The 17,234-nt window shown below is 71.7% G+C and carries 15 protein-coding genes and 1 tRNA gene; 8 read left to right on the top strand and 8 right to left on the bottom strand.

Annotated features, from left to right (window positions below):
• A partial coding sequence (locus tag ACFE64_RS11600) for a M1 family aminopeptidase (RefSeq protein WP_375392621.1) occupies positions 1-829 on the bottom strand: 829 nt, incomplete at its 3' end.
• Between the two features lie 94 nt (positions 830-923).
• On the opposite strand from ACFE64_RS11600, the gene ACFE64_RS11595 reads away from it, so the two are divergent.
• Together ACFE64_RS11595 and ACFE64_RS11590 are read left to right on the top strand one after the other, a co-directional pair.
• Complete coding sequence (locus ACFE64_RS11595; RefSeq protein ID WP_375392620.1) at positions 924-2,162, top strand: M48 family metallopeptidase; 1,239 nt, start codon at positions 924-926, stop codon at positions 2,160-2,162.
• On the top strand, positions 2,159-2,974 hold the full coding sequence (locus tag ACFE64_RS11590) for an NAD(P)-dependent oxidoreductase (protein WP_375392619.1): 816 nt from the start codon (positions 2,159-2,161) through the stop codon (positions 2,972-2,974). Before ACFE64_RS11595 ends, ACFE64_RS11590 begins: the two co-directional genes overlap by 4 nt.
• Here the strand turns inward: ACFE64_RS11590 and ACFE64_RS11585 are convergent.
• From ACFE64_RS11585 to ACFE64_RS11575, 3 genes are all read right to left on the bottom strand, one after another.
• Positions 2,884-3,804: a DMT family transporter gene (locus ACFE64_RS11585; protein ID WP_375392623.1), complete on the bottom strand. Its 921-nt coding sequence runs from the start codon at positions 3,802-3,804 to the stop codon at positions 2,884-2,886. The genes ACFE64_RS11590 and ACFE64_RS11585 overlap by 91 nt on opposite strands.
• A gap of 71 nt (positions 3,805-3,875) precedes the next feature.
• Positions 3,876-4,943: a threonine aldolase family protein gene (locus ACFE64_RS11580; protein WP_375392618.1), complete on the bottom strand. Its 1,068-nt coding sequence runs from the start codon at positions 4,941-4,943 to the stop codon at positions 3,876-3,878.
• A gap of 62 nt (positions 4,944-5,005) precedes the next feature.
• Positions 5,006-7,102, bottom strand: coding sequence for a transglycosylase domain-containing protein (locus ACFE64_RS11575; RefSeq protein WP_375392617.1), 2,097 nt, complete (start codon positions 7,100-7,102; stop codon positions 5,006-5,008).
• 144 nt (positions 7,103-7,246) lie between these two features.
• Between ACFE64_RS11575 and ACFE64_RS11570 the strand changes: the two genes are divergently transcribed.
• On the top strand, positions 7,247-7,822 hold the full coding sequence (locus tag ACFE64_RS11570) for an NADPH-dependent FMN reductase (RefSeq protein WP_375392616.1): 576 nt from the start codon (positions 7,247-7,249) through the stop codon (positions 7,820-7,822).
• Between the two features lie 22 nt (positions 7,823-7,844).
• On the opposite strand, the gene ACFE64_RS11565 is transcribed toward ACFE64_RS11570, so the two are convergent.
• Together ACFE64_RS11565 and ACFE64_RS11560 are read right to left on the bottom strand one after the other, a co-directional pair.
• Positions 7,845-9,011 carry a winged helix-turn-helix domain-containing protein gene (locus ACFE64_RS11565; protein WP_375392615.1) on the bottom strand — a complete coding sequence of 389 codons (1,167 nt, stop codon included), beginning with the start codon at positions 9,009-9,011 and terminating at the stop codon, positions 7,845-7,847.
• Positions 9,008-10,975 (bottom strand): alpha/beta fold hydrolase, encoded by a 1,968-nt coding sequence (locus ACFE64_RS11560; RefSeq protein ID WP_375392614.1) that lies wholly within the window; start codon positions 10,973-10,975, stop codon positions 9,008-9,010. The genes ACFE64_RS11565 and ACFE64_RS11560 overlap by 4 nt, the downstream gene beginning before the upstream one ends.
• Before the next feature lie 153 nt (positions 10,976-11,128).
• Between ACFE64_RS11560 and ACFE64_RS11555 the strand changes: the two genes are divergently transcribed.
• The 3 genes from ACFE64_RS11555 (at position 11,129) to aguB (ending at position 14,866) form a co-directional block, all read left to right on the top strand.
• The gene (locus ACFE64_RS11555) at positions 11,129-12,796 is read left to right on the top strand and encodes a M28 family peptidase (RefSeq protein ID WP_375392613.1); all 1,668 of its coding nucleotides are present in this window, start codon (positions 11,129-11,131) and stop codon (positions 12,794-12,796) included.
• A 153-nt stretch (positions 12,797-12,949) separates the two neighbouring features.
• A complete protein-coding gene (locus ACFE64_RS11550) occupies positions 12,950-13,915 on the top strand; it encodes an agmatine deiminase family protein (RefSeq protein WP_375392612.1) in 966 nt (321 codons plus the stop codon).
• 102 nt (positions 13,916-14,017) lie between these two features.
• The gene (aguB, locus tag ACFE64_RS11545; RefSeq protein WP_375392611.1) at positions 14,018-14,866 is read left to right on the top strand and encodes an N-carbamoylputrescine amidase; all 849 of its coding nucleotides are present in this window, start codon (positions 14,018-14,020) and stop codon (positions 14,864-14,866) included.
• Here the strand turns inward: aguB and ACFE64_RS11540 are convergent.
• The gene (locus ACFE64_RS11540; protein WP_375392610.1) at positions 14,863-15,807 is read right to left on the bottom strand and encodes an alpha/beta fold hydrolase; all 945 of its coding nucleotides are present in this window, start codon (positions 15,805-15,807) and stop codon (positions 14,863-14,865) included. The two genes, aguB and ACFE64_RS11540, sit on opposite strands and share 4 nt — an antisense overlap.
• Positions 15,807-16,502 carry a uracil-DNA glycosylase gene (locus ACFE64_RS11535; RefSeq protein WP_375392609.1) on the bottom strand — a complete coding sequence of 232 codons (696 nt, stop codon included), beginning with the start codon at positions 16,500-16,502 and terminating at the stop codon, positions 15,807-15,809. The genes ACFE64_RS11540 and ACFE64_RS11535 overlap by 1 nt, the downstream gene beginning before the upstream one ends.
• A 47-nt stretch (positions 16,503-16,549) precedes the next feature.
• On the opposite strand from ACFE64_RS11535, the gene folK reads away from it, so the two are divergent.
• Positions 16,550-17,026, top strand: coding sequence for a 2-amino-4-hydroxy-6-hydroxymethyldihydropteridine diphosphokinase (folK, locus tag ACFE64_RS11530; protein ID WP_375392622.1), 477 nt, complete (start codon positions 16,550-16,552; stop codon positions 17,024-17,026).
• A gap of 10 nt (positions 17,027-17,036) precedes the next feature.
• Positions 17,037-17,112 (top strand) — tRNA-Lys (locus ACFE64_RS11525).
• The last annotated feature ends 122 nt before the right edge of the window (positions 17,113-17,234 follow it).

Below are 17,234 nucleotides of genomic sequence, written 5' to 3'. Positions count from 1 at the left end.
TGTTGAAGATGTTCAGCCCCTTGTTCTCCATCGCGCCGAAGTTGAAGTCGTCGACGGCGACGATGTTGAAGACATCGAGGTCGTATTCGCGGCCGTAGGTCTTCTCGTCCCAGGCCATGGCGAGCTTGAGCGCGTGGAGCGCGTGGTCGGTCTTGGCCAGGTCGGCGGCGCGCACCCAGATGCCGAGCGCGACCTCGCGGCCCGACATGGTGGTGAAAGTGGCGCGGTTCGCCTGCAGGTCGCCGGCAATCAGGGCGAACAGGTAGGAGGGCTTGGGATAGGGGTCGCGCCACTCGGCCCAGTGGCGGCCCTCGCCGGCGTCGCCTCGCGCGACCGGGTCGCCGTTGGCGAGCAGCACGGGGTAGCGCGCCTTGTCGGCGGTCATGCGGACGCGATAGCGGGCGAGCACGTCGGGGCGGTCGGGGAAATAGGTGATGCGGCGAAAGCCCTCCGCCTCGCATTGCGTGCAGAGGATGCCGGTGGACGCGTATAGCCCCATCAGCTGGGTGTTCTTGTCCGGCGCGATCTCGACCTCGGTCTCGATCGTGTGCGCGTCGCCCGCGAGCGGGATGACGAGGCCGTCGCCGTCGCGCCGCCAATCGTTGACGGGAACGCCGTCGACGGTGATCGCCAGCAGCTGCTGCCCTGCCCCGTCGAGCCGCAGCGGCTCGCCATGCGCGCCGTTGCGGGTGACGGAGAGCGTCGTCCGGACGCGGGTGGCGGCGGCATCGAGCGCGAAGTCCAGCGCGACCTCGGGCACCAGCCATTCGGGCGGACGATAGGCCTCGCGGCGAATGACGGCGGGCTGGGCGAAGGTCGGCATGTCCATGGCGGGAGCTATACGCGCGAGACAGCGGGATGCATCCACAATCCTCCCCGGGACGGGGAGGAGTGTGATAGCCTCGCCTCGAAGGGGAGCGCGCATGACGATCTTGGCGGCACTGACACAGGGCGGGTTCGATGTGGATCAGGCGACGCGGGCGTATCTGAACCTGCTGCAGGGGCCGGCGCGGGCGAAGTCGGACGCCTATTTCGAGGGCGGCTACTGGCTCGTGTTGTGGGACGCGGCGGCGGGCGTTCTCGTGTTCGGCATCGCGCTCGCCACCGGCTGGTCCGCGCGCTGGCGCGCCTGGGCGGAGCGGGTGACGAAACGGCGCTGGCTCGTCCCCGCGCTCTATGCGCTGCCCTATACGGTCGTCACCGCCCTGCTGCTCCTGCCCTGGACGATCTACGAAGGCTTTGTCCGAGAGCGGCAGTACGGCCTGATGAACCAGAGTCTCGCCGCCTGGGGGCTGGATCAGGGCAAGGCGCTGGGCATCGCTGTCGTGACGACGGCGATCCTGTTCGTGGCCGTCTTCGCCGTCATCCGGCGCTTTCCGCGCGGCTGGTGGGGATGGGGCGCGGGCGTGATGATCGTCTTCGTCGCGGTCGGCGCGCTGATCGCGCCCGTGTTCATCGCGCCGCTGTTCAACCATTATACCGAGATGCCGCAGGGGCCGCTGCGCACCCGGATCGAGGCGCTGGCGGCGGCGAGCCACATCCCGGCCGAGCATATCTGGGTCTCGGACGCCTCGCGCCAGTCCAAGCGCATCTCGGCCAACGTCAGCGGTTTCGGCCCGACCGTGCGGATCACGCTCAACGACAACCTGCTCCACCGCACCGGCCCCGACGAGGTGGCGGCGGTGATGGGGCACGAGATGGGCCATTATGTGCTCGGCCACGTCTATCGGCTGATCGCGGCGTTCGGCGTTCTCTTCCTGCTGATCTTCTTCGTCGTCAGCCGCGCCGCGCCGGCATTGATCCGGCGCAACCCGCGCTGGGGCGTGCGCGACGTCGCCGACCCCGCCGCAGCGCCCGTGCTGATGGGGCTGGCGGCGGTAGCGGGCATGATCCTGACGCCGGTGCAGAACACGATCATCCGCGTCCACGAGCAGGCGGCCGACACCTATGGCCTCGATCATGCCCGCGAGCCGGACGGCTTCGCCAAGACGGCGATGCGCCTGTCCGAATATCGCAAGATCGCGCCGGGGCCGGTGGAGGAGGCACTGTTCTTCGACCATCCCTCCGGCGCGACGCGGGTGCGCCACGCGATGCAGTGGAAGAAGGACCACGTGCCGGGCGCGACGATGGTGACGCCGGACCCGCATCTGCTCGACAAGTGAGGCTGCTGATCTTCGGGCTGGGCTACAGCGCCGCGCGGATCGCGGCGCTGGCCGAAGCGCGGGGTGCGGTGGTGACGGGGACGACGCGCGACGGGCGGGACGGGACGCTGCGGTTCGATGCGGCGGACGCGGCACTGGCGGCGGCGACGCATGTGCTCTCCTCCGTCCCCGCAGACGACGGCGGCGACCCGGTGCTCGCGCGCTACGGGGCGGCGCTCGGCGGCAAGGCGCTCGCTTACCTGTCCTCGACCGGCGTCTATGGCGACACGGGCGGGGCGTGGGTGGACGAGACGGCGGCGATCGGCGGGCGGCGGCCGGCGCGCGCGGCGGCGGACCGGGCCTGGCTGGCGCGGGGCGCGCGCGTGTTCCGGCTGCCCGGCATCTACGGGCCGGGCCGCTCGGCGCTCGACCGCGCGGCGGCGGGGGAAGGGCGGCAGGTGGGCGGGGCTGGCGTGTTCAGCCGGATCCATGTCGACGATCTCGCGGCCGGCGTATGGGCCGGGCTCGACGCGCCGCCGGGCGCCTACAACCTCGCCGATGATCTCCCGGCCCATGCCGATGTGGTGGCGCGCTTCGCCGCCACGCTGCTCGGTCTGCCGGAGCCGCCGCTGGTCCCGCTCGACCGCCTGTCGCCGGCGGCGCGCGGCTTCCATGGCGAGAACCGGCGCGTGGCGGCGGCCAAGGCGAAGCGTGTGCTCGGCTGGACGCCGCGCTACCCGGACTATCGCGCCGGCCTGCGCGCGGTGAGCGCGATCGCCAGCCCGACCGCCACCAGCACTGCGCCCGCGGCGGCGAGCGTCGTCCAGCGATAGCCCTCGAACAGCGTCGACAAGGCCATCGCGATCACCGGCACGATTACCGACGAATAGGCCGCCTTGGCCGGCCCGATCGCGCGCAGCACGCGATAGTAGAGGGGGAACGCCAGCGCCGAGGCGGCGAGACCGAGATAGGCGATGCCGAGCCAATAGCCCGGCCGCGTCTCGATCACCGGCGGCCCGGTCAGCACCCACGCGATGGCGGCGTCGAGCGCCGCGCCGCCGCCCATCGCCACCGCCAGCGTCGCCGCCATCGGATAGCGCCTCGCGGTCTCGGTCGCCTGCAGCACGTTCGCGGCCGACGCCGCCAGGATCGCCAGCGCGGTGAAGCCGATCCCGGTCAGCGCCGTCGCCGGCCCGTGCGGATCGAGCCGCGCCTCATGGACGAACAGCAGCGTGACCCCGGCCATCGCGACCACCGAGCCGAGCACCAGCTGGCGCCCGAGCCGCTGGCCGAGCAAGACGCGGGCGAGCAGCGCATTGGGCACCAGCAGCAGCGCGAACACCACCGCCACCAGCCCCGACGTGATGAATCGCTCGGCGCGATAGACGAAGTTGAAGTTGAGGCAGAATTGCAGGGTCCCGATCGCCGCGGCGAAGGCCAGGCCGGTCCGGCCCAAGCGGAAGCTCTCCCGCCGCGCGAGCGCCACGCCGGCCATGGCGAACGCGGCGACCGTGAACCGGTACGTGACCGACCAGCTGGGCGGGACGCCATGTCCTTCCGGACCGAGCTGGTCGCGGATCACGATCCAGGTCGAGCCCCAGATCAGCGTCACGATCGCGAAGGGGACGAGGATCGCGGCGCGGGTGGACTGCGGACGCGCCAGCTCCTCCCCCGGAACGGGAGGGGGACCATCGCGCAGCGATGGTGGAGGGGGTTGCGCCACGCGCGATCCGCTCAATCCAGCACCCCCTCCACCACCGGCCTGCTGGCCGGCGGTCCCCCTCCCCGTCCCGGGGAGGAGTTCAAGGCCCGGATCGCCGCGGCGAGCGCCGCCACATGGCCCGCGTCGGTGTCCCACGCCGTCACCAGCCGGATCTCGCCCGCCGCCCAGTCATAGAAGTCGAAGCCCTTCGCCCGCAGCGCCGCCGCCTCGTCCGGCGACACGCGCAGGAACAGCTCGTTCGCCTCGACCGGGTGGATCAGCCGCGCGCCCGCCGCATCGGCCAGCGCCGCCGCGCTGGCGTTGGCGGCGCGGGCGCTGGCCAGCCACAGCTCGCCGTCAAGCATCGCCAGCACCTGCGCCGCCAGGAAGCGGCCCTTCGACAGCAACAGCCCCGCGCGCTTGCGGCGGCGGCGCGTCTCGTCGGCGAGGCCGGGCGTGAAGAACACCAGCAGCTCGGCGGTCATGCCGCCGTTCTTGATGAAGCCGAACGACAGCGCGTCGACACCCGCGCGCCAGGTCAGGTCGGCGGGCGCCTCCCCCGTGAAGGCGACCGCATTGGCGAAGCGCGCGCCGTCCATGTGCAAGCCCCAGCCGCGCGCGCGGCACAGCTCACCGACCGCGGCGACCTCGTCGGCGCGATAGCTGAGGCCGTATTCGGTGGCGTTGGTGATCGACACCGCGTGCGGCTGGACACGGTGAACGTCGTTGGCCTGCGCGTCGGCGACCGCGGCGATGGCGGCGGGCGTCAGCTTCGCGCCGGGGCCGTCGGCGAGCATCAGCTTGGCGCCGTGCGTGTAGAACTCCGGCGCGCCCGCCTCGTCGTTCTGGATGTGCGCGTCGCGGTGGCAGATCACGCCGCCCCAGGGCGGGCACAGCGCGCCCAGCGCCAGGCAGTTGGCGGCGGTGCCCGACGGCACCCACAGCACCTCGCACGCCGTCCCGAACAGCTCGGCGAGGCGGCCGTCGAGCTGCCTGGACCAGCGATCATTGTCGTAGGCGGCGTCCGCCTGATTGGCCGCGGCAAGGGCGGCGATCACCTCGGGGTGAACGGTGGCGGCATTGTCGGAGAAGAAGCGCATGCGCGGCGCTGTAGGGGGTGAAGGCGAGGGGTCAACCGATCCTCCCCGCTCGGGGGGAGGAGTTACTGCGGCGCGTCCTCGTCGGGCGGCGGGCGGCGCTCATCCTGTGACGGCGGCGGCGGCGGGGGGGCCTCGTCCTTCTTCTCGTCGGCCGGGCCGACCGAGATCGAGCCGTCCTTGCCGAGCTTCAGATCCACCCCCAGCCCCTGCAATTCGCCCGAGATGTTGAGATCGCCGTCGATCAGGTTGCCCTCGCCCTCGGTATCGTCGGCCGGCGCCTTCACCTCGACCCGCGGCGCGAGGCCGAGCGCCTGCGTCATGAACTGCCGCCACAGCCGCGCCGGCACGCCGCCGCCGTGCAGGCCGGGATTGGGCGTGTTGTCGTCATTGCCGACCCACACGCCCACCACGAGATCCTTCGCCCAGCCCAGGAACAGCGCGTCGCGCCCGTCCTGCGTCGTCCCGGTCTTGCCCCAGGCGGGGATGCCGAGCGACGCCTCGATCCCGGTGCCGCGATTGAGCGACGAATCGAGCAGGGCCTTCATGCCTTTCTCGACGTCGCCGGGCATGGCGGACTGGCGGCCGATCAGCCCGTCGAGCCAGCCCTTGTCCTTCACCTGCGCGACGCCGCGTGGGCGGACGGGATAATGTTCGTCGGCGATCGCGGCATAGGCGGCGGTCAGCTCCAGCAGCGACACGGTGGAGGTGCCGAGCGAGATCGTCGCCTCGTTGGCGATCGGCGTCGAGATGCCGAGGTCGCGCGCCGCCTTGATGACGGCCTTGACGCCGAGCTGCTGCGTCAGCCGCGCCGCGCAGACGTTGCACGAGCGCGCGAAGGCGCGGCGCAGCGAGATCGGCCCGAGATAGCGGCCATCGTCGTTGCGCGGCTTCCAGCCGGCGAAATCGAGCGGGCTGTCGTCGACGATCGAGTCCGGCGTCATGCCCGATCGCAGCGCGGCGAGATAGACGAACAGCTTGAACGCGGAGCCCGGCTGGCGGCGCGCCTGAGTCGCGCGGTTGAAGGTGGACTGGCGGTAATCCTTGCCGCCGACCATCGCGACGACGCGGCCATCGGGATGCATCGCGACCAGCGCCACCTGCGCGTCGCGCAGGCCCGCGTGGTGGATGACGCCTTCCGCCATCTTCTGCAGCTTGGGGTCGAGCGTGGTCTCGACCGCCGTGTCGTTGGCCGTCACCTCGCCCGCCGCGTCGCGCGCCTCGGGCAGCACCCAGTCGGCGAAATAGGTGCCGGTCGGCAGCGCCTCGGGCCGGGCGGGGAGCACGCGCTGCGGCTGCACCGCGGCGGCCTCGGCGGGGGTGAGGAACCCCGCCTCCTGCATCGCCGCGACCACGACGCCCTCGCGCTTGCGGGCGCCCGCCAGGTTGCTCGTCGGCGCGAGGCGCGAGGGCGCCTTGACCAGACCCGCCAGCATCGCCGCCTGGCCGACGTTGAGCGCCTGCGGCGTCCGGCCGAAATAATGCTTGGCCGCCGCGGTCAGCCCATAGACGTTGTCGCCGAAATAGACGTTCGAGAGGTAACGCGAGAGGATCTCGTTCTTCGACAGCCACGCCTCCAGCCAGAAGGCGATCATCACCTCCCGCAGCTTGCGGCCGACGGTGCGGTCGGAGTCGAGGAATGCGTTCTTGGCGAGCTGCTGGGTGATGGTGCTGGCGCCCTGGCTGCGCGCGTCGCTGGTGGCGTTGTGGAACAGCGCGCGCACGATGCCGCGCGGATCGATGCCCCAGTGATGATAGAAGCGCCGATCCTCGATGGCGATGAACGCCTCGGTGACATGCTTGGGCAGTTTTGCCGCGTCGACAGGCGCGCCGATGATCGCGCCGCGCCGCGCAATCGGGGTGCCGTCGGCGGCGGTGAGCGTGATCGAGGGCGGCGTCGGCGGCTTCAGCGAGCGCGACAGCGGCGCGGTGATCGCCAGCCAGCCGATCGCGACGACCAGCAGGATGATGCCGACGCCCATGCCGCGCACTGTCCAGCGCAGCCAGCGGCGCGGGCGGCGCGCCGGTTCGGCTGCGGGCGGATAGGCATCGTCCGCGCCGTCGTCCCAGCCGCCGGCCGGTGACGGCTGCGCCCCGTCGAGACGCTCGTGATGATAGCGCAGGCGGGCGGCGGGGCGGAACGGATCGGGGTCGAGGCGCATGGGATCAGGCGGGGGATCGCTCCGGCGGTCAGTCACAGTGTGTGTTATCGCTCTAATACAGCCGGCGCAAGCGTCTCCCATAGGCGCTCGCGCCAGGTGACACAAAGGCTGTTGTTTTAGCCGGTTGCCTGCGATGAGGCGGGCGTGAGTTCCCCCCCTCCCCTCGTCGTCGGCATCGGCGGCACCATCGGCGGCGTCTCCTCGACCGAGCGCGCGCTGCGCATCGCGCTGGAGGCGGCCGAGCGCGAGGGTTTCGCGACGCGCATGTTCGGCGGCGCCGACATGGCGCGGCTGCCGCTCTACGATCCCCGCGCGAGCGGGCGGACGGCGGACGAGCGCAGGTTCGTGGACGCGGTGCGCCACGCCTCGGCGGTCATCATCGCCAGCCCCGGCTATCACGGCTCGATCTCCGGCGTGGTCAAGAACGCGCTGGACCTGCTGGAGGAGACCGCGAAGGACGCGCGGCCTTATCTGGCGGACATGCCGGTCGGGCTGATCGCGACCGCCTATGGCTGGCAGGCGACCGGCTCGACGATCGCGGCGCTGCGCTCGATCGTCCACGCGCTGCGCGGCTGGCCCACCCCGTTCGCGGCGGCGATCAACACGCAGGTGACCAAGTTCGACGACGAGGGCGGCGCGAGCGATCCCGCGGTGGTGGAGCAGCTGCGCCTGGTCGGACGGCAGGTGGCACGATTCGCGCCGCTGGTGACGCCGCCCTGATCCTCCCCGCCAGCGGGGAGGATCAGCGGGCCAGCCCCAGCCACCCCGCCATCCGGTCTAGCTCCGCCTCCAGCGCCGGCATCGTCTCGACCGGCGCGTCCGCCTCCAGGTGGACCGCATGGACCAGCAGGCGGGCGCCCTGACGATCCGCCTTCAGGTCGGCGCGCGCGACCAGCCGGTCGCCGAGCAGGAAGGGCAGGACGTAATAGCCGTGCACGCGCTTGGCCGCCGGCGTGTAGATCTCCAGCCGGTAGCGGAAGCCGAACAGCCGCTCGGCGCGCGTCCGCTCCCACACCAGCGGGTCAAACGGCGCGAGCAGCGCGGCGGCGTGGACCCGGCGCGGGCGACGCGCATCGCGGTGCAGCCATGCCCGCGCCGCATAGCCCGGCACGGCCACGGGCAGCAGCACGCCCGCCGCCGCCAGCGCGGCGATCGCCGGGTCGCCCTCGGCCGGCCGCAACCGGAAATAGTCGCGCAGTTCCGCGTCCGTGGCGATGCCCAGCGCGCGGGCGGACCGCTCGACCAGCGCGCGCTGCGCCTCGGCCGGCGCCGGCGTCGGCAGCGCGAGCACCGCCGGCGGCAGCACGCGCTCGGGCAGATCGTACACCCGCTCGAAACCGCCGCGCCGCGTCGCGGTCGTCAGGTGGCCGGCCCAGAACAGCCATTCGAGCGTCCGCTTGGCGTCTCTCCAGCCCCACCAGCCGCCCGGCCCGCGCGCACCCTCCAGGTCGGACGCGGCGAGCGGGCCTTGGTCCCGAACGCGGTCGAGCAGCGCCATCGCCTCGCCGCGCCGCTCGGTCGCGAAGACGCGCAGCCCGCCATAGCCGCCCTCGCCCCGGTCCGCCCGCGCCATCCGCCAGCGCAGCAGCGGGTGGAGGTCGAGCGGCAGCAGCGACGCCTCGTGCGCCCAATATTCCCACATCCGCCGCGCTCGCCGCGGCCCCCAGACGGCGCGATCGAGCAGCCCGGTGTCGTAGCCGCCGAGCCGGGCGAACGCCGGCAGGTAATGCGCGCGCTGGAGCACGTTGACGCTGTCGATCTGGAACAGCCCCAACCGGTCCAGCGTGCGGAGGAGCTGGCCCGTGCCGACCACCGGCGGGTGCGAGCGATCGAGCCCCTGCGCCGCGATCGCGATCCGGCGCGCGGCGGGGAGCGACAGGCGCTCGATCGACGAGCGTGGATCCGTCACATCCCCATCGACGCACGGAGGAAGGCATCCGCCTTGCTGAGCATGGCAGCACGCACCTGGCTGTCTTCGAGCTGGTGATCGAGACCTTTGAACTCGATCAGCTGCGACGTGGCGCCGGCGGCCTTGAGCCGGCTCTGCATCAGGCGCGACTGGCTGATCGCGACGTTCTGGTCGAGGTTGCCGTGAAACAGCAGGACCGGCGCCCTGATCGCGCCGGCATTCTGGGCCGGCGACCCTTCGTGCAGGTGCGGACCGGCGCCGACGAACGCGTCCACCTCAGGCGCGTTGCTGTAATTGCGTGCTTCGGTCTTGAGCAAGGCGAGATCGGTCACCGGCGCCACGGCCACGACGGCCTTGAACAGCGCCGGATCGAGCACCGCCGATTGCAGCGCCGCATAGCCGCCATACGACCAGCCGACGATCGCCAGCTGGTCCGCGCGCGCGATGCCGGTCTTCACCAGCCACCGGCCGCCATCCGTCACATCGCCGATCGCGATCCGCCACGACTGGAAGCCGTTCTTCTCGAACCACGCGCTGCCGAAGCCCGCCGAGCCACGATAGTTCGGCTGCAGCACCGCAAACCCGCGCTGCGCGAAATATTGGGAAAGCCAGTCGAACCCCCATTCGTCGCGTGAGGCCGGGCCGCCGTGCGGCAAGACGATCGCGGGCAGGTGCTTGCCGTCGCTGCCGGGCGGCAGGGTCAGATAAGCGGGGATCAGCGTCCCGTCGGCGGCCGGGTAGGTGATCGCCGTCACCGGCGACAACGTCATTTTCGCCAGCTCCGGCCGGACATCGAGCAGCATGCCGAGGTGCCGCGACGTCTTGTCGTAGATGAAATATCGCCCCGGATCATCGTCGCTGCCCGCCCACAACAGCAGCTTGGTTTCGTCATCGCTGGCATCGACGAAATCGACGAGCGGCAGACCCGGCAGCGCCTTGGCGAGCTTGGCCGACAGCGCCTTGAGCGCGGGATCGAAGAACTCCACCTGACGCTTGTCGGTGGCGAAGCTTGCGCCGACGACACGGTGCTGGCGGCCGATCCGGACCAGGCCGTCGACATCGACGTCGGGTCGGGACAGCACGACCTCGCGCTTGCCGCTGCCGTCCAGCGCGGCCTTGAACAGCGCGCGGCGCCCGTCCAGCCAGTCGAAGCCGTAGGCGACGTCGAGTTGACGGTCGACGGCGTACGGATCGAACCCCGCGCCCGTCACGACCGATACGTTCGACAGCGGCTGCCAGTCGCGCGAGCGGGCGGTCCGATATTGATATCCGACCACGTTCGCGACATAGCCCCCGCCGTTCACCACGCGCAGGCCGCGCACGCGCACCGCGCCGTGCCCGTCGGTGATGTATTCGACGACCGACGGCGTCGGCTGCTCCACCGTGGTGCGGGCCAGCGAGGTGGTGTTCACCTGCTCCAGCCCCAATCCGCGCCGCTGGTTCGCCAGCAGCGTACCGGTCGAGTATTCGGTGACGAACTCCCGCGTCATCAGCACCTTGCCGCCACCGTCGTCGCCCAGCCAATCGACGATGCCGCCGCCGTCATACACCGGCTCCAGCGCGGTGCTGGAGGGCCGCGCCGAAAGCACCTTGAGATCGGTTCCGTCGGCGTTCAGCGTCACCATGCGGGTGAACGTCGATACGCCGTCCGGCTGATCGACCATGATCAGCAGGCTGCACACCAGTCGCGTGTCGGTCGACCATTGGCAGCGCTCCAGCCGGTCCGGCGAGCCGCTCGTCCGCATCACCGTCTTCAGCGCCGCATCGACCGTTCCAGTCCACAGCTCCGTGGTGCGGCCCGAGCCCGCGGCGACGAACGCGACCATCTTGCCGTCAGGCGAAAGACTGGCCTGCACGACCTGTTCACGCGCGCCGAACAGTGCCGCCGAGTCGTCGCCGGGTGCCGCCGCGCTTGCCTGCGATGCTAAAAAGGCCGCGCCGATCGCGCCGAGCCATCCCCTCATCCTGCGTTCCTCTTCCGGTGTTCGAACGCCAGCCTAACGCGCGCCAATGGGCGGGCAAGAGCCTCAGCGGCGGCCGGGAGCTTATCCGTCCTGCCCGCTTGCGAACGGCGGCGGCCGCTGCCAGACACCGGCAGCTCATCGCAAGGAACCCGCATGCGCCGCTTCGCCCTCCTGCTGCTCGCCACCGCATCCCTCGGGGCGTCGCCCGCGCTTGCGCAGACCGCGCCCGCCCTCTCGGTCGACACGCTCAAGAGCGTCGACCGGGAACTGTCGTCGGACGCGTATGAAGGCCGCGCGCCGACCACGCCCGCCGAGACGAAGACGGTCGCCTACATCGTCCAGCGCTTCCGGGCGGCGGGGCTGAAGCCGGGCAATCCAGCCGACCGGACGGGGGGCGGCTGGACGCAGGACGTGCCGATGGTGGAGATCAAGGCCACCGACGTGCAGCCCTTCACCTTCACCGGCGGCAAGTCAGCGGTGACGATGGCGTACGGGACGGAGATGGTCGCCGCCACCTATCGCGTCGCGCCGACGATCAGCGTCCGCAACTCGCCCGTCGTCTTCGTCGGCTACGGCATCACCGCGCCCGAGAAGGGCTGGGACGATTATGCCGGTGTGGACGTGCGCGGCAAGACGGTGGTGATCCTGGTCAACGATCCCGACTGGCAGACGATGACCCGCGACGGTCCGTTCGAGGGGCGCGCGATGACGTGGTACGGGCGCTGGCCCTACAAATACGAGAATGCGGCCAAGCACGGCGCCGCCGCCGCGATCATCGTCCACGACACCGAGCCCGCCGCCTATCCCTGGGCGGTCGTCAACTCGTCCTGGACCGGCGCGAAATACGAGCTGGACGAGCCGGGCGGGCATCTCGACCAGAGCCAGGTGATCGGCTGGATGCAGCTCGCCAAGGCGCACGAGCTGTTCGCGGCCGCCGGTCAGGATTTCGACCGGCTCCAGGCGGCGGCGAAGGTGAAGGGGTTCAAGGCCGTGCCGCTCGGGCTGACGCTGTCGACCGGCTTCACCAATGCAATCCGCAAGTCGCTGTCGCACAACGTCATCGGCGTGCTGCCCGGAACGAGCACGCCGGGCGACACCGTGCTCTATTCGGCGCATTGGGATCATCTCGGCCATTGCGCGCCCGTCAACGGCGACGGCATCTGCAACGGCGCGCTCGACAATGCGAGCGGCGTGGCGGGGCTGGTCGCGCTGGCGGAGGCGCACGCGCACGCGGGTCCGGCCAAGCGCTCGATCGCGTTTCTGGCGGTGACGGCGGAGGAGCAGGGGCTGCTGGGCTCAGCCTATTATGCCGATCACCCGATCTACCCGCTCGCGCGCACGGTCGGCGGCGTCAACATGGACGTGCTGAACGCGATCGGCCGCGCCCGCGACTTCACGATCACCGGCGCGGGCAAGTCCGAGATCGAGGACATGGTGAAGCCGCTGCTGGCCGCGCAGAGCCGTACGATCAGCCCGGAATCGAACCCCGAGCGCGGCGGCTACTACCGCTCCGACCATTTCTCCTTCGCGAAACTGGGGGTGCCGATGCTCGACGGCGGCTCGGGGCAGGATCTGGTGGTGGGCGGCGTCGCAGCCGGCCACGCGGCGGCGGAGGATTATGTCGCGCATCGCTATCACAAGCCGCAGGACGAATATGATCCCAAGTGGGACTGGTCGGGTGCGGTGGAGGACCTGACGGTCTATTACCAGCTCGGGCGCAAGCTGGCGGACACGCCGGGGCTGTGGCCGAACTGGTATGCCACGGCCGAGTTCAGGGGCGTCCGCGACAGGGATCATCCCGAGTTGCGGGCGGGGAGCTAATTCCTCCCCGGGACGTGGAGGAGGACCATGCCGCGAAGCGGTATGGTGGAGGGGCTCCGAGCCGGGCAGTCCGCTCGTGACTCGACCCCTCCACCACCCGCCCCGCGAGCGGTCCCCCTCCTCGTCCCGGGGAGGATCTAGTAAGGCGACGCCATGCCCCTCCCCCCTCCCGCCGAATGGGCGCCGCACGCCGCGGTGTGGATCGGCTTCCCCAGCCATGCCGAGCTGTGGGCCGCCGATCTGGCGCCCGCGCGCGCGGAGGTCGCCGCCTTCGCCGCCGCCGTCCATGCCGACGGGCGCGGCGAGCAGGTGCTGCTGGTCGCCGCCGACGACGAGGCGGCGGCCGCCGCGGCGCGGCTCGCGCCGTTCGCCGAGCTGGTGGTGGAGCCGTTCGGCGACATCTGGCTGCGCGACACCGGCCCGATCATCCGCGGCGACGGGCGCGCGGCGGATTTCGATTTCAACGGCTGGGGCGGCAAATACGATCTGGCCGGCGACGACACGATCGGCCGGCGCCTTGCTAGGCGCCGGCGCTTGCCCACGGCGTTCTGCAGCTGGGTCCTGGAAGGCGGCGCGATCGACGGCGACGGCACCGGGCTGGCGGTGACGACCGCGCAATGCCTGCTCAACCCGAACCGCAATCCGGCGATGAGCCAGGCCGACATCGAGCGGCGGCTGGCCGACGAGCTGGGGCTCGACCGGATCGTCTGGCTCGGCGAGGGGCTGATCCACGACCATACCGACGGCCATGTCGACAACCTCGCGCGCTTCGTCGCACCGGGGCGGGTCGCCATCCCGCGCCCGGCCGAGAACGACCCCAACTGGCGGGTGTATCAGCTGGCGGCAGAGGACGCGCGGCGCGGCGGGCTGGAGGTGGTGGAGGTTCCCTCCCCCGGCCGCGTGCTGCGCGACGAGGAGATCGTGCCGGCGAGCTACATGAACTTCTACATCGGCAACGCCGCGGTGGTGGTGCCGACCTATGGCGCGCCCAACGACGCCGCCGCGGTCGCCGCGATCGGGGGGCTGTTCCCGGGTCGCGAGGCCATCGGCCTGCGCGCCGATCGCATCCTGACCGGCGGCGGCAGCCTCCACTGCATCAGCCAGCAGATCCCGGCATGATCTTCCCGCCCGCTTGCGGGAGGGGTCGGGGGAGGGCATGTCGTCGTCTCGCCAACGCCCCCTCCCCTGGCCTCTCCCGCAGGCGGAGGGAAAAGGTAGACCATGACCGAGATCACCGTCGCCGCGCTCCAGCTCGCCTTCACGCCCGATCTGGAGGCCAACATCGCCAACGTCGGGCGGCTGGTGCATGAAGCGGCGGGGCGCGGCGCGCAGGTGGTGCTGCCGCCCGAGCTGTTCGAGGGCGAGTATTTCTGCCGGGTGGAGGACGAGGGGCTGTTCGCGCAGGCGCGGCCGGTCGGCGAGCACCGCGCGGTGCTGGCGATGCAGGCGCTCGCCGAGGCGCTGGGGATCTGGATCCCGACCAGCTTCTTCGAGGCGGACGGGCCGCACCACTACAATTCGCTGGCGATGGTCGGGCCGGACGGCGAGGTCGCGGGCGTCTATCGCAAGAGCCACATTCCCGACGGGCCGGGCTACGAGGAGAAATTCTATTTCCGCCCCGGCAATACCGGCTTCAAGGTGTGGGACGGCCCGGGCGTGAAGCTCGGCGTCGGCGTGTGCTGGGACCAATGGTATCCGGAGACCGCGCGCGCGATGATGCTGATGGGCGCGGAGGTGCTGTTCTATCCCACCGCGATCGGCAGCGAGCCGCACGACACGTCGCTCGACACCGCGCGGCTGTGGCGGCGCGCGATGGTGGGGCACGCGGTGTCCAACGTCGTGCCGGTGATCGCCGCCAACCGGATCGGCACCGAGCATGGCCAGTCGTTCTATGGATCCAGCTTCATCTGCGACGAGCGCGGCGACATGCTGGCGGAGCTGGGCCGCGCGGAGGAGGGCGTCATCACCGCCACGCTCGATCTCGACCGCGTCAAGCGCCACCGCGCCGCCTTCGGCTTCTTCCGCGACCGGCGGCCGGACCTTTATGGCCGGCTGGTGGCGGACGTCTAGCGCGCCGTCGCCGCGCGTTCAATGAAGCGGGCGGTCAGCTCCGGCTGGGTGACCGGCAGCATGTGGCCGCCCTCGACCAGCTCGAGCCGGCAGCGGGGGATCTGCCGGGCCGCCGCCTCGCCGTCGCGGCGATGGTCGAGCACCTGGTCCTCGCGCCCGTACAGGATCGCGACGGGTAGGGTCAGCTCGCCATAGCGGGCGCTGAGCGGGCCCATCTCCTCGCTCGCCCGGCGCATCTCGAACATGGCGGCGGCGATGTTGCCGGGTCTGAGCGCCAGCGCGCCGCCGCCGCGCACGGCGAAGTCGGACGGCGCGGGTTCGGGCGCGAACACCGCCCTGAGCGTGGCCGGCGCGGTGGCCATGGCGAGCGGGACGGCGAGGGTGTGGGCCAGCGCGAGACGCCCCGCGCGGCTCGCCGTGCCGACGGCCATGCTTCGGAACGCCGGCGGCGGCTCAGGTTGCGGCTGGGTCAGCGGCGCGATCAGCGCCAGGCCGCTCGCCAGGCCCGGATCGTCGAGGGCCAGCGCCAGCGCCACGGCGCCGCCCAGCGAATGACCGACCAGCAGCGGGCGCTCGATCCCCAGCGCGCGGATGCCCGCTGCAACGATCCTCGCCTGCGCCGCCACGTCTGGCTCCGCGCCGGCGGCGGTCGAATAGCCCGATCGCGGCCGGTCGATCAGGATGACGCGGTGGTGGCGCGCGACCAGGTCCGCCAGGGCGTAAGAAAAGTTCCGCAGCTGCCCGCCGAGCCCGTGGATCATCACCACCGGCGGCCCCTCGCCCTGGTCCGTATAATGCAGCCGTGCGCCGTCGACGGCCACGAACGCGCCATCGGGCGGAACCTGCGCTTCTGCCCGGCGGCCCCGCCAGTGCGAGAACAGGGCCAGCGCTCCGCCCACGCCCGCCGCGGCGATCGCCGCCCGCCCCGCTTTCGGCTTCATCATTTCGCCACCTCGATCGGGATCAGCATCGCACCGTTAGCGGCGGTTCCGCCCAGCGCCAGCGCCCGCGTGAAGACAGCGGCGAACATCCGCGGCGTCAGCACGCCGGTGTTCTGGTTATACCGCGAGCAATGATAGCTATCGATCAGCACACGGCCGTCCGGCAGCGCGTGCTCCGCCCCGTGCCCGAAGCGATGCGCCGCCAGCCGAACGCCCGCCGCGCGCACGGCGGCATCGTGCGCGATCCGGCCGAGCGCGACCAGCACGCGGACGTTCGGCAATGCGGCCAGCGGACCGTCCAGGAACGGGCGGCAGGTGCGGATCTCCGCGGGCAGCGGCTTGTTGGCGGGCGGCAGGCAGCGCACCGCGTTGACGATCACCGCCCCCGTGAGGGTCAGCCCGTCGTCCGGATCGGCGCGGTAGTCGCCGGTCGCGAGCCCGTGATCGAGCAAGGTGCGGAACAGCAGCTCGCCGGCGAAATCGCCGGTGAACGGCCGCCCGGTGCGGTTGGCACCGTGCTTGCCCGGCGCCAGCCCGACGACCGCGAGCCAGGCGGCGGGATCGCCCCAGGCGGGCACCGGCGCATTCCACCAGCCGGGCTGCTCGCGCCGAAGCTCTTCCCGAAAGGCGACGAGGCGCGGGCACAACGGGCAGTCGCGCGGCGGCTCGGTGACGGGGAGGGCGGACACGGCCATGGCCCGGCGCTAGAGAGACGCCACAGCTCACGCAATGACGGAAGGTGATGGCGCTCTACGCGATCGCGCTCGGCTCGAATCGCCGCGGCCGACATGGCAATCCGGCGGCGGAGGTGCGCGCGGCCGCCGCGGCGCTGGGCGGGCTCGTGGCGCTGTCGCCGGTCGTGACCAGCGCGCCGGTCGGGCCGTCCGCGCGTCGCTATGCCAATGCGGCGGCGCTGATCCGCACCAACGAGCCGCCGCCCGTGCTGCTCGCGCGGCTCAAGGCGATCGAGCGGCGCTTCGGCCGGCGGCGCGGCCGGCGCTGGGGCGCGCGCGTGATCGACCTCGATATCACCTTGTGGTCGGGGGGGCGCTGGCGCGCGGCGACGCTCGTCATCCCGCATCGCGCGCTGGCGGCGCGCGTCTTCGTGCTGGGCCCGCTCGCCGCGATCGCGCCGGGCTGGCGGGAGCCGGCGACGGGGCTGACCGTCCGGCAGCTGCTGGCGCGGTTGACCAGGCCGCGGCCGCTCCCTACCCGCTAGACCCGCTGGAGGGTCCGTAGCTCAGTCGGTAGAGCAAGCGACTTTTAATCGAGAGGTCCCGGGTTCGAGCCCCGGCGGACCCACCAGCGACCGCGTTCGTCGTCGCCTGCCGCCGCTGCTGGTCGGTGCGGGCGTGGCGGCGGCGGGCGTGGCGCTGCTGTTGCTCGTCGCCGGGCTGGCCGCGGCGCGCTGGCCGTTCGGGTTCGAC

Source organism: uncultured Sphingomonas sp. (assembly GCF_964250165.1).
Taxonomy (GTDB): Bacteria; Pseudomonadota; Alphaproteobacteria; order Sphingomonadales; family Sphingomonadaceae; genus Sphingomonas.
Note: the sequence above shows the minus strand (reverse complement) of the source record. Positions and strands in the feature narration are given on the sequence as shown.